Raw genomic sequence first — 12,616 nt, forward strand, 5'->3', positions numbered from 1 at the left:
ATGGCGGATATTCTCAGCCAGGAAGAGATCGACGCCCTGCTTGAAGCGGTCGAGGACGAAGGGGCACCCGAAGCGCTTGAAAACGAAGAGGAGGTCTTCGACCAGCGGCAGATCACCCTCTACGATTTCAAGCGGCCCAACCGTGTCAGCAAAGAGCAACTCCGGGCATTCCGGGGTATCCATGACAAGATGGCACGCTCCCTGGCATCCCACATCTCTTCGGTGATGCGGTCAATCGTTGAAATCCAGCTCCATTCGGTAGATCAGATGACATACGGCGAATTCCTGATGAGCCTGCCCAGCCCTACCAGCTTCAACGTCTTTTCGATGAAACCGCTTGATGGCAGCGGCATTCTCGAGATCAACCCCTCCATCGCCTTTCCGATGGTTGACCGTCTGCTGGGAGGGACGGGAGAACCCTACGAAACGACACGGGAATTCACCGATATAGAGCTCAACCTGATGGATTCGATTCTTCGCATTATCATGGGAACCCTCAAGGAGGCATGGGCGCCCGTCATCGAGATTTTTCCCAATGTCGAGTCGAAGGAGTCGAGCCCCAACGTCATACAGATCGTCGCCCAGAACGAGATCGTCGTGATGGTAGTGATGGAGATCGTCATCGGCCACTCCAGCGGGATGATGAATATCTGCTATCCGGTTATCACCCTGGAATCGATTCTGAACAAACTGGGGAGCCGAGATTTCATGCTCACCGAAACGAATGCCAAAAAGAGTCGCAACAAGGAACTCAAAGCGCTTGTGGGGGGAGCACGGGTCAATGTCCACGCCTATCTCGGTGATGCGGAATTGAGCCTCAGAGAGCTTTTGAGCCTCAAGAAAGGCGACATCATACGCCTCGACAGGCCCGCCGATGACACGGCGGTCATCAATGCCGACGGGAAGGACCGGTTCATTGGAAAAATCGGGCTGCGGCGTTTCAGAAAGTCTCTGGAGGTGACGGAACTCATCATCGATGAAAAGGATGAGGTCAAGGAGATTCTGCAGGAGATAGAGCACGAGCGGATGCTGCGGCTGGCAAGAACTTTGAGCGATGAAGAGGAGGTCGTCAATGGCTGATTGGATAGAGCTTCTGGCCAGTGAGACGGCCGCCACCATCGAAGGACTGACCGGGCAGCGTCCCACGGTCACATTCAAAAGCAAAGAGGAAGTGAGCGAATTTTCCAATATCATCGCACCGATGGCGGTGATCACGATAGAGGTCGGGGGTGAAATGACCGGCAAAATGGCCGTGGTGATCTCCCCGACACTGGGTACCGCGCTCTCGGACATGATGCTGGGCGGCGAAGGGGAGAGCAGACCGACGATGGACGCGGACGAGATGGACGCGGTCAAAGAGATCGTCTCCAATATTTTCGGTGCCCTTTCGACGGCGATGAAAGCCCAAAAGGAGATGCCGGACCTCACATTCGCCGTGGAAGATATACAGTTTTTCCAGGAAGGTGAAGATATCGATCTCACAGCGTTCGACTCCCTTCTTGCCTACGACTTTTCACTGGGTTCTGTCAATGGTATCTTCATGACGCTTCTGGATGCCAATCTCGCTTCGCTTCTGGAACATGGCCAAAATGCCAAGGAGGGAGCCGCTGCTTCTGTGTCGGTAGCCGACTCCTCCTCGCAAGAGCCCGGGGAGCTCCCGCCCGTCGATGAGACCGAGATGAAAAATATCGGTCTGATTCTCGATGTCAAACTGCCGCTTCGCGTGCGTATAGGAAGCAAGAAGATGCTGCTTAAAGATGTGCTGTCGATGGATATCGGTTCGGTGATCGAACTCGACCAGCTTGCGAACGATCCTCTCGAAATTCTGGTGGACGACAAAGTCATCGCCTACGGAGAGGTGGTGATCGTCGACGGAAACTTCGGCGTCCAGATCACCCATATCGGGACGAAACGCGACCGCCTCGAAACCCTCAAATCCTGAATTTTCTCTTCTGTTTTTCTTGCTTCGCTCTTGATTTTTTCATCGATAGACGATATATTTGGGAAAGTTTAAAATGATAATAGCTATCAAACATGGATGAAACAATGAAGAAGAAAGTTCTGGTCGGTATGAGCGGAGGGGTCGATTCGACCGTGACAGCCAAACTCCTGTTGGATGCCGGATACGAGGTGGAAGGGGTTTACATGCGGCTTCACGACAAATCGGGCTATCACGAGGAGAATTTCGAACACGTATGCGAAGTGGCCGAATATCTGGGCATAAAGGTTTCGATGATCGACCTTTCCAAAGCGTTCGAGGAGGCGGTCTACATCCCCTTTATCGAAGGGTATCGCGAAGGCAGGACACCCAACCCCTGTGCTGTCTGCAACCGTTTTATCAAATTTGGCAAAATGATCGAATATGCCGACAGCATCGGCGCGGACTATCTGGCGACGGGACACTATGTGCGACACGACGGCACCTATCTGCTCGAAGCGAGGGACAAATCGAAGGATCAGAGCTATTTTCTTTTCGATATCGACAAACGCATCGTGCCGCGGCTGCTCTTCCCCCTGGGAGAGTGGCTGAAGGAGGATGTCAAAGCCTGCGCAGCCGATATTGAGGCGCTCAGCCATTTCGCGACAAAAAAGGAGTCGAGCGAAATCTGTTTTGTCGAGACGACCTATGTCGATGTACTCAAAGAGCATATGGAGATCGATCTGCCAGGAGAGGTTCTCGATACCGAAGGCAATGTGATCGGTCACCACAAAGGCTATATGCACTACACGATCGGCAAACGTCGCGGCTTTTTTGTCAAAGGGGCGCAGGTTCCGCACTATGTCAAAGAGATTCGCCCCGAGACGAACCAGATCGTCGTAACGACCCAGGATACGCTGCTTGCTACGAAAATATTTGTCGAGAAAATCAATCTGATGGATGCCCAGCGATCTTTTTCATGCCAGGTGAAAATCCGTTACAGGACCAAACCGATTCCCTGCAGGGTAGAGGTGGACGAAAACGGCCGAGGGGTCATTTCACTGCAGGAGCCCGTCTACGGTGTCGCATCCGGTCAGGCTGCCGTCTTTTACGAAGGGGAAAAACTTCTGGGAGGGGGGTGGATTACCGGTTCTGAGTGATCTTTTTTTAAGAAAACTTTGGTAAAATTCCAATCTGCATTGCGCGGGGTGTAGCGCAGCCTGGTTAGCGCGCCTCGTTCGGGACGAGGAGGTCGGAGGTTCGAATCCTCTCACCCCGACCATTTTTCAAATTTGACTTATCCCCATCCATTTTTTCACAGTAGATTTCACAACGCACAACAGATACACCACGAACGCGGATGGCGTTTCGGGCAGTCAGAAGAAGAGGGTGCCGCCGTGGCGGCACCCGGGTGGCAAACATCAGGCGTAGACGCTCTCCTTGCCGAACTTTTTAACCAGCAGAGCATAGAAGAGTGCTCGGTATTTGTTACGGTTGGAAGTGCCCATCGCTTCGCAAACCTCTTTGATGGCTCCATCGAGCGTCGCATCGTCTTCACTCAATCCCAGTTTCTTTTTCAGAAAGTTTTCACGGACCCTCTCGAGCTCGCTCGCATCGGAACAGGAGACGCTTTCGGCATCCTTGTTGTAGATGGAGGGGCCGAGTCCGCGCGTCACTTTTTCAACCAGCTCGGCACTCACATCCAAGCCCAGTTCACCACACGCTTTCGTGTACCGTTCAATCTTTTCATCCAGCTTGCTCATTGGGTCTCCTTGTTGAAATTGAGATGAAAATATTGTACCACAAACTGTTTCAAACAGTAAATGTTCAAAAGCGAAAAGTACGATTTTCATGAGGGTTTTCCTCTGTAGCGCCATAGAAAAATAAGAGATATTTGGATATAATCGCACTAATTTTACAACAAGGCAGAGTGTATGCGCGGATACAAAATTTTTGCGGGGACCGCTTCCGAGCCGTTTGCTGCGGAGATCAGCAAATATCTGGATGCGCCCCTCAGCGGGGCCAATATCAGGCGCTTCAGCGATGGTGAGATCGGGTGTCAGATCAGTGAGAGCGTGCGGGGACGGGATGTTTTCATCGTCCAGTCCACGGGTTCTCCGGCCAATGACAACCTGATGGAGCTGCTCATCATGACCGATGCACTCAAGCGCAGTTCCGCCCGCTCTATCAATGCGGTCATTCCCTATTTCGGTTACGCCAGGCAGGACAGAAAAGCGGCTCCACGGGTTCCGATAACGGCCAAATTGGTGGCGAATCTTATTCAGACCGCCGGTATCGACCGTATCATCACGATGGATCTGCATGCCGGACAGATTCAGGGCTTTTTCGATATTCCGGTCGACAACCTTTACGGCGCAATCCTTTTCATCAACCACATCAAGTCGAAGAATTTGGAGGATCTGATCGTCGCGAGCCCCGATATCGGCGGCGTCGCGCGGGCACGCTATTTCGCCAGCCGTCTTGGTGTCGAGATGGCGATCGTCGACAAACGTCGTGAAAAGGCCAACGAGTCGGAGGTGATGAACATCATCGGCGAAGTGGAAGGCAAAAACATCGTCCTCGTCGACGACATGATCGACACGGCCGGCACCATCGTCAAGGGGGCGGCGGCCCTCAAGGAACATGGCGCCAAAAGCGTCATCGCCTGCTGTACCCATCCGGTGCTCAGCGGCCCTGCTTACGAGCGCATCCGTGAAGGGGAGTTGGATGAGCTGATCGTTTCCGATACCCTTCCTTTGAGAAAATCGTGCGAGAAGATTACCGTATTGCCTGCCGCGCCGATTTTCGCCGAAGTCATTCGACGCGTCTACCACAACGAGAGCGTCAATTCGCTCTTTATGTAAACCTGTTGCGGAAAGCGGCGATTGATGGGCACTTTTCATGCCCGGATCTTTCCTGACGTGGCAATGCAGAGCGGAGAAGGGCGTTAACGCTTTTTTTGAAACAAATCCCGACAATTAAAGGTTCAATTTGCAGGAGAACATCCGAAACTTTTCCATTATCGCCCATATCGACCACGGCAAAAGCACTCTGGCCGACCGCATCATCCAGGAGTGTGGCGCCGTCACCGAACGGGAACTGGGCAGCCAGATGATGGATACGATGGATATCGAGCAGGAGCGGGGCATCACCATCAAAGCCCAGAGCGTGCGCCTGACCTACGTCAAGGACGGCCAGCCTTATATTCTGAACCTGATCGACACCCCCGGCCATGTCGACTTCAGCTACGAAGTGAGCAAATCGCTGGCCTCCTCCGAAGGGGCGCTGCTGGTGGTGGACGCTTCCCAGGGGGTCGAAGCCCAGACCATCGCCAACGTCTATATCGCCCTCGAAAACGATCTGGAGATCATTCCGGTCATCAACAAGATCGACCTGCCCGCCGCCGACCCCGACCGGGTGGCCGAGGAGATCGAACAGACCATCGGTCTTGACTGCAGCGGCGCGATCTTCGCCAGCGCCAAGACCGGCGAAGGGATCCGAGAGCTGCTTGATGCCATCGTCGATCGGGTGCCGCCGCCAAAAGGTGACGAGGATGCACCCACCAAGGCGATCATCTACGACAGCTGGTTCGACAACTACCTGGGCGCGCTGGCGCTGGTACGGGTCTTTGACGGCGCCATCAAAAAGGGGCAGGAAGTGCTCATTATGGGCACGGGAAAGAAGCACCAGGTGCTGGACCTGAGCTACCCCCATCCGCTCAAACCGACGAAGACCGCGGAAATCAAAACCGGCGAAGTGGGCATCGTCGTTTTGGGGCTCAAAAACGTCAGCGACGTGGCCGTGGGCGATACGATCACCGACGCCAAAAACCCCGCCAAAGAGCCGGTCGGGGGGTTCAAGGAGGCCAAACCCTTCGTCTTCGCCGGCCTCTACCCGATCGATACCGACAAATTCGAAGAGTTGCGCGACGCCCTGGACAAACTGAAACTCAACGACGCCTCCATCAGCTACGAGCCCGAAACCTCCGTGGCGCTGGGGTTCGGTTTTCGGGTCGGCTTTCTGGGGATGCTCCACATGGAGGTGGTCAAGGAGCGGCTGGAGCGGGAATTCGGCCTCGACTTGATCGCCACGGCCCCGACGGTCATCTACAAAGTGGAGTTGACAGACGGCAGCGTCGTGGAGGTGCAAAACCCCAGCGAAATGCCCGACCCCGCCAAAATCGTTCGTATTCTGGAGCCCTACGTGCGCGCCACCATCATCACCCCCACGGAGTTTCTGGGCAACATCATCACGATGATGGCCGACCGCCGCGGCATCCAGGAGAAGATGGAGTACCTGAGCGAAGATAGGGTGATGCTGATTTATGCCGTGCCGATGAACGAGATCGTCGTGGACTTCTACGACAAACTCAAAAGCGCCACCAAAGGCTACGCCAGCTTCGACTACGAACCCATCGACTACCGCGAAGGGGATTTGGTGAAGCTCGATGTCCGCGTCGCCGGAGAGGTGGTGGATGCGCTCAGTATCATCGTCCCCCGCGAAAAGGCCCAGAGCCGCGGCCGGGAGCTGGTGAAGACGATGAAAGAGCTGATCCCCAGGCAGCTTTTTGAAGTGGCGGTCCAGGCGAGTATCGGCAACAAAGTGATCGCCCGCGAAACGGTCAAGTCGATGGGCAAAAACGTCACCGCCAAATGCTACGGCGGCGATATCACCCGAAAACGCAAGCTCCTCGAAAAGCAGAAAGAGGGAAAAAAACGGATGAAAGCGATAGGCAAGGTGCAACTGCCGCAGGACGCCTTCCTGGCGGTATTGAAGCTCGACTAATAGAGTGAAAAGTGAATGGAGGCGGCTGATTTTCATTTCCCATTCATGCGCATGAAAGGCACCTATGCGCTGCCATAGCTGCCGGCGTTTTTCTCTTTCGCTTATCTGTCAAACCTGCAGGCGTCTATACCTTCGGCCTGAGCCTTCCATCCGCACGCTGCCATCGGGACTGAAAGTCATAAGTCTCTTCGGCTACGACGAGATCGAACCCTTTCTTCTTACCAAGCACCATCCCCACGGCTGGTTCATCTACCGCATTCTGGCCAAAGAGGCCTTCGCCGCTTTGGAGCGGGCCGAAACTCTCTATGCCATCGCGATAGACGACGATGCCTCGGGCGGTTACAGCCATACCGCTTTGCTTGCGAAAGCTTTGGCGAAACGGGGCTATCGACCGCTGCTTGGGGTGATGCGGGCGCAAAACCGTATCTCCTACTCGGGACAGTCCAGGGAGTTCCGCCTCGCCAATCCACGCCGTTTCCGTTACCGAGGTCCCGAAAAAATAGATGCGGTCCTAATCGACGACATCGTCACGACCGGGTTGACGCTGCAGGAAGCCCAGGGCGAGCTGATGCGCCACGGCGTGAATGTCGGATGGGCCATCGTTCTGGCGGATGTGGACCGTTAGAATATCGTCACCTTCTTCTTCTCTTCCTGCGCCTGTGTCCAGAAAAAGGGCTTCTTCTCAAGCCAGTGGCGCAGGGTATATTCCAGGTCCTCCCAGTCGTCGGTCATGTTGGCGTACATCCAGACCAGCGCGCCGGGCTCTTTTGTAAACACCTCTTCGAAACTTCTACCTTTGAATTTGCCGAAGGTGATCTTTTCCAGTAGCATCGGCTCGGCGGTGAGTCGGACCAACGCTTCGACATCTCCGTCCACTCTCTCCATCAGAAGGGTAAAGAGGGCGTAGTGCCAGATGGCATCACTCAGCGCGTCGTGGGCTTCGATATCGGCTTTGCCGATCTTTTCGGCGACGGCTTCCGCGCGCACTCCCAGGCCGTAGCGTTCGATCAGGTCGCCCAGTTTGTAGCTGGGGGCGTCCGGCAGCAGGGCCCGGGCGCATTTGTCGGTGTCGACCTTTTTCATGACGATCTCCAGCCCCTCGTTGGCCAGCATCGCCAGGTCGAGCCGGTTGCCGTGGGAGAGGAAAACGCTTTCGGGCCTGTTGCCCTCCTGCAGGGCCATGAAGGCGTCGGTTTCGTCGGGCCAGTAGGCCTCTTCCAGTTTCGCGTTGGTGATGCCGGTGATTTCGGCCACAATTGGCGGAATCTCAATGTCGGTGTAGCAGAGATTGTCCCAGGCTTCCACCTCCTGCCCGTTGACCTTCAAAACCGCCAGTTGGATTATCCGGTCGTTTCTGTAATCGACCCCTGTCGCTTCGATATCGACGGAATAGACAATGGGTGACATCCTGCCTTTTGTTGGAATATTGGGGATATGATATCATTTTATGGGATGGGTGAGAAGTGGAAACGGATGTTACGCGAATACGTGGCGTCATCTCGAAATCTTTGATTAAAAAGCTTTAGGGGGTGCGGGGGAGTGTCAGCCCCCGCCAAAGCCTGGGCTTTGCTCAGGCTTTGCGTAACAGGGGGTGGAGAGTTACACCGGTTTGCTTTTCCACGCGGCCCAGGCGGCGAGAGTGCAGAGCAGGGCCGAGAGGAGTCCGAAGGCTTTTTCTGCTTCCAGATGGGGGAAGAGTTTCAGCAAAAAGCCGAAGGCGGCGCTGCCTATGGCGGAAGCTCCGAGGAGGGTGGCGCCCTGGAGCGCGGCAGCGACACCGCTGTTGGCGCGGAAAGAGGTAAGAGAAGATTTCATTCCTACCGGGGCCAGGGCGCCGAAAAGGGCGGCGAACAGGGCTACGACGCCGAAAAAGGAGACGATGCCGCTCAACAGGCCGATTCCCAATGCGATGAAAAGAAGTGCCGTGACGGCGGCGATTTGTGACCCGATACGGTAGACACCGTCGCTCCCTGACCTACGAAGGAGTTTTGCGCCGGCCCAGCGTCCCAGAAAGAGGCCGATGACGATGATGACATTGCTAAGACCAAACGCCACAGGTCCCAGTCCGTAGGTTCCCATGACGATATAGGGCGCCGCGGCTAGAAATAGCCCCTGAATGGCGAAGAAGGTGATGATGGGCAGCATCACCAGTATGAAAGAGGGGGCGGTGAGCATGGTCCCCACCAGGGAGAGTGTGTTGAAGAGATGGAGCGGTGTACGGGCATGCGCGGCATGGGTTTCGGGTATGTCGCGCCATGTCAGTGCCAGAACGAGGGTGGCGAAGAGGACAAGAAACCAGAAGTTGGCACTCCATCCCAACCACTGCGTCAGCACGCCGCCGATCATGGGAGCGGCGACCAGGAAGAGGCCGCCAAGAACCGCCAGCCATCCCATCAGCGAGACCAGCCTGAGATCGGAACATGTGTCCCGTACTGTGGCCATCAGGGTTCCTGGAATCATACTGGCACCGAAAGCCTGAACGGCCCGGCCTGTCATCAGGGTTTCGAAATCACCCGCTAAAGCACAAAGGGTAGAGCCTACGATAAAAAAGGCCATGCCTGAGAGCAGCAGGGGCCTTCTGCCATAGGCGTCGCTGAGTGCCCCGGCGATTAGAATGAAGGAAGCGAAAACGATGAAATAGATGGTCAAAGTCTGGCTCATTGTCGCCGCATCGATATGGAGTTCCTCCCCGATGATGGGCATGGCGGGCAGGTAGATGGAGGCGCCGACACGGACGATGGAGCCGATGAGGAGGACGAGTGCGCCAAACAGAAAAGTGTCGCAAAGATGGATGTTGTCGTTTATCGCTTTTTTCATATCCCACTCACTTCCATGCTTCACGGTATCGAAAATTCATTTTGGGGAATCTCGTTGTAGACCAGGGGCAGTTTGACCTGGGTTCTCGACTGATTCGGGCGAGTGTGCCTTCGGTAAAGGGCCTCCTGCCATCCCGACGCCATCAGGGTGACGGCCAAAGGTTCCAAAAGCTTCTGTTGCCGGAAAATGGGATAGATGAGGCTCTCATCCTGCAAAATAGCTTCCAGACGACGGGCGATGGTTTCGGCCAGGGTTCCATCGGCTTCGATGGCCTCGGAGAGCTCGATGCAGAAACGGTAGCGGTGCCGGTCGGACTCGGACACCACGCACCAGTGACGGGGCGGGTGGCCCGTTGTCTCTTCCACGGCGCGGGCGACCATCGGCATCAGCGATGTGGCGGCCACCTTCTCCCCGCAGAGGTTGAGCATGTCACCCACTTTCTGTTCGAAGAGAATATGGGGTGTGGAGCCGGTAAATCCCGTGACGCGCACCAGATCACCCATCGTATATCGGTAGAGGCCGGAATAGGTGGTGATGACGAGTTCGTAGCTTTCGTTCTCCTCCACTTCGTGGGCCAGCAGGCAGGTGTCGGTACCGGGAATTCTGAATTCATAGAAGGCGGCGTGGATCGCCAGAGGGCCCGACGGGGTTTCGGGAGCGAGGGGAATGTTGAATTTTCCTTCCGTGGCGCCGTATCCAACATCGAAAAAACGCACATCGGCATCGACCAGGGGGCGGAGGGAGGAGACATACCGACCCACGGAGCCCGAGAGCCAGCAGGCGATCACCCGGAGGTTCGGCCAGTAGTGGGAGGGGGCGAAAGTGCCTTCTTTTACGAGGAAACGGCGCAGCCTTTCGGCTGTTGCCGGATCGGGACGCATGACCGATTCCAGCGCCTCTCTTGCCTTAGCAGAGAGCGTTTCGATGCCGCGGAGCGTTCCGTTTTCGATATCTTCGATAATGGCTTCAGCCTCCTGTTGCGCTACTTTCAGAAGCTGGGCGATGCGCCCGGCATTGTTGCCGAAGATCGCCCGTACATCCTCCGCTACGGCAAAACGCATCAGGATGTAGTCGATTCGGTTGCTGTAGTCAATATCGAGCACAGCCATCGGAAAAGCGATCATCTTTCGGATCGTTTCCGGTGCCGTGACGAGGGTGATGCCCGAGGCGCTGCCGTAGGGGATGCCGCCCGGCGTGACCCCTTCGACAGCGTGGTTGACCAGGGGGAACAGTTTGCCTTTCATCATCTTCGGGACATGGCGGGCGATCGCTTCAATCCGCAGGCGGCCGGTCAGGGATTTGATCGATTGGCCCCGTTGGGATTCGGGGATGATCTTCACGCCTCCCGTGGTGCCGCTTGTGCAGATGAAGTAGGGCGGCCGACCGGGAAAGAGGAGATCGTTTTCGCCCTTTTCGAGTCGCTTGGCGTATGGGGCCACATCCTCCCAAGAGGAGAGAGGCACCCGCCGGCGGTAGGTTGCGATATCTTCCATCTCTCCAAAGCCCAGTTTTCGGCCGATTTCGGTCTCCTTCGAATAGGAGAGAATGTCATGCAGCACCTGCCGCTGGAGAGATTCCGCATCGTTGCAAAGTTTCAGAAAATCGTCGAGATTGTTCGGCTCCATCAAACCTCCTCCACTCTCGCGTGGGCTTTGCGCATATACTCTCTCAACGCTATCGCCCGCTCGTCGCTGAGCATGACCGCATCGAAGTCGAAACGTTGCCCCTGCAGGTGGGTATAGACCAGATCCCACTCTGCCATGGTTTTGATGACCACGCCGCTGTAGAAGAGCCGGAGGCGTGCCATTGTCTTTTCAAAATCCGGGGGAAGGGGGCGGTCGGCGGGTATATGCAGGTGAAGGGTGATGATACCGTCGTCGCTCAGCTCTTTCATCCGGCGGCGCAGTCCTTCGGCCCAGTCTTGCCCCAAATGCTCGATCGTGATGAGCGCGTAGCGGTCCCGCTCCTCCTTTTCCACGGTAAATTCCGATGTTTGCCTCTCCGGCAATCGGCTTTCGGTGTGCAAAGAGAGGGTTTCGAAGTCCTGGATGAGGGTATGGGTGATTTCCACATGCTCTTTGGGCAGGTAGAGGGTCGTCGGGTCAAGGCCGTTGGGTGCCAACAGGGCGTAGAGCAGGCTTTCACGGCGCACTTCGTCGGTTTCGATGCCCACAAATTCGGCCGGGTCGTGGACCGAAAGTTTCAAGGCGGTTGGAACGAATCGGTAGGCGCTCACGAGCTTTTGGGAGCGGGTATGGGCCGTCACCAGCTTGGCGTAGGCGGCCCGCAGGCCCCCTTTGCCCTCTTTGAGATAGTGTACCTGCATCCGCGATACTCTGAGCAGTGCCCGGTTTTTACGGTATTCCGGGCGGCTCATCAACATTCCCGCCTCGGCGATGGCGTTGCAGTGGGGAGAGCGGAAATAGGCGGAGTTGACCACCACTTCCCCCTCCCGGTTTTTGGCGACGAAGGCGATGACCCGACCCGATGCGATGGCCTCTTCCAGCTCTTTTCTGTAGTAGAAGATACGTTTGACATAAGAGTAGCGGTAAGTGAGGTAGGTGAGCTTGACGATGTCGTAGGCGTCCGCCGGTGTGGCCAACCCTGCCTCCAGCTTCTCTTTCGCGCAGGCGTCGATGGCTGCGGTTTCAAGGGGTGGACTCTTTCGCAACGGTTTGAAACGGCGAAAACGCTTCTCGAAAACGAGTACCCACCCTCTGTTTCCCTCATTTCGAAACTGCAGAGCGTCGGTGAGGCTTTCGAGAAGAAAGAAGGAGAGTCCCGCCATCGACGCCTCCGGGTGGCGGCTGTCGTAGACCGGCAGGTTCTCTTCGTCGACGGGAATCCCTTTGTTGCGAAAAAGAAAGCGAAGTCCATTGTCGATGGGCTCGGCTTCGATTTCAAAAAGTTCGTTCGGGTCGGGCCGGAACGCGTCGATAATGAAAGCCGCCGCCTCCTCCGCCGCCAGCTCCAGCTGGTGCTTTTCTGTCTCATCGGCTCCGAAATAGCGCCCCGTTTCGGCGACGAAAGCACGGACGATACCTACGGCCCCCAGGTCGTGGAAGGTGGAGAGCCGGGTGGTCATATCCTCTCCTT

At 56.0% G+C, this 12,616-nt stretch carries 11 protein-coding genes and 1 tRNA gene; 7 read left to right on the forward strand and 5 right to left on the reverse strand.

Annotated features, from left to right (window positions below; all coding sequences use genetic code 11):
* From fliM to JMG82_RS10000, 4 genes are all read left to right on the forward strand, one after another.
* Entirely contained in the window at positions 1-1,080 is a 1,080-nt protein-coding gene (fliM, locus tag JMG82_RS09985; protein WP_201352592.1) for a flagellar motor switch protein FliM, read from the forward strand.
* A complete protein-coding gene (gene fliY / locus JMG82_RS09990) occupies positions 1,073-1,942 on the forward strand; it encodes a flagellar motor switch protein FliY (protein WP_201352593.1) in 870 nt (289 codons plus the stop codon). The genes fliM and fliY overlap by 8 nt, the downstream gene beginning before the upstream one ends.
* 104 nt (positions 1,943-2,046) lie before the next feature.
* Positions 2,047-3,078, forward strand: coding sequence for a tRNA 2-thiouridine(34) synthase MnmA (mnmA, locus tag JMG82_RS09995; RefSeq protein ID WP_201352594.1), 1,032 nt, complete (start codon positions 2,047-2,049; stop codon positions 3,076-3,078).
* A gap of 44 nt (positions 3,079-3,122) precedes the next feature.
* Positions 3,123-3,200: transfer RNA gene (locus JMG82_RS10000), tRNA-Pro, on the forward strand.
* Between the two features lie 139 nt (positions 3,201-3,339).
* Here JMG82_RS10000 and JMG82_RS10005 read toward each other — a convergent pair.
* Positions 3,340-3,681 carry a DUF2853 family protein gene (locus tag JMG82_RS10005; protein WP_201352595.1) on the reverse strand — a complete coding sequence of 114 codons (342 nt, stop codon included), beginning with the start codon at positions 3,679-3,681 and terminating at the stop codon, positions 3,340-3,342.
* Positions 3,682-3,852: 171 nt separating this feature from the next.
* On the opposite strand from JMG82_RS10005, the gene JMG82_RS10010 reads away from it, so the two are divergent.
* The 3 genes from JMG82_RS10010 to JMG82_RS10020 all read left to right on the forward strand — a co-directional run bounded on the left by JMG82_RS10010 (position 3,853) and on the right by JMG82_RS10020 (position 7,328).
* A complete protein-coding gene (locus JMG82_RS10010; RefSeq protein ID WP_201352596.1) occupies positions 3,853-4,782 on the forward strand; it encodes a ribose-phosphate pyrophosphokinase in 930 nt (309 codons plus the stop codon).
* 127 nt (positions 4,783-4,909) lie between these two features.
* Positions 4,910-6,703, forward strand: a complete 1,794-nt coding sequence (gene lepA / locus JMG82_RS10015) for a translation elongation factor 4 (protein ID WP_201352597.1) — start codon at positions 4,910-4,912, stop codon at positions 6,701-6,703.
* A 64-nt stretch (positions 6,704-6,767) separates the two neighbouring features.
* Positions 6,768-7,328, forward strand: a complete 561-nt coding sequence (locus tag JMG82_RS10020; protein ID WP_201352598.1) for a ComF family protein — start codon at positions 6,768-6,770, stop codon at positions 7,326-7,328.
* Here the strand turns inward: JMG82_RS10020 and JMG82_RS10025 are convergent.
* The 4 genes from JMG82_RS10025 to JMG82_RS10040 all read right to left on the reverse strand — a co-directional run bounded on the left by JMG82_RS10025 (position 7,325) and on the right by JMG82_RS10040 (position 12,605).
* Positions 7,325-8,110, reverse strand: a complete 786-nt coding sequence (locus JMG82_RS10025; protein ID WP_201352599.1) for a 3'-5' exonuclease — start codon at positions 8,108-8,110, stop codon at positions 7,325-7,327. The genes JMG82_RS10020 and JMG82_RS10025 overlap by 4 nt on opposite strands.
* A 192-nt stretch (positions 8,111-8,302) precedes the next feature.
* Positions 8,303-9,520 carry an MFS transporter gene (locus JMG82_RS10030; protein ID WP_201352600.1) on the reverse strand — a complete coding sequence of 406 codons (1,218 nt, stop codon included), beginning with the start codon at positions 9,518-9,520 and terminating at the stop codon, positions 8,303-8,305.
* A gap of 20 nt (positions 9,521-9,540) precedes the next feature.
* Positions 9,541-11,145 (reverse strand): GH3 auxin-responsive promoter family protein, encoded by a 1,605-nt coding sequence (locus JMG82_RS10035; RefSeq protein ID WP_201352601.1) that lies wholly within the window; start codon positions 11,143-11,145, stop codon positions 9,541-9,543.
* The gene (locus tag JMG82_RS10040) at positions 11,145-12,605 is read right to left on the reverse strand and encodes an ATP-binding protein (RefSeq protein ID WP_201352602.1); all 1,461 of its coding nucleotides are present in this window, start codon (positions 12,603-12,605) and stop codon (positions 11,145-11,147) included. The genes JMG82_RS10035 and JMG82_RS10040 overlap by 1 nt, the downstream gene beginning before the upstream one ends.
* Positions 12,606-12,616 lie beyond the last annotated feature (11 nt).

Origin of the sequence: Hydrogenimonas urashimensis (assembly GCF_016593255.1) — a bacterium.
Taxonomy (GTDB): Bacteria; Campylobacterota; Campylobacteria; order Campylobacterales; family Hydrogenimonadaceae; genus Hydrogenimonas; species Hydrogenimonas urashimensis.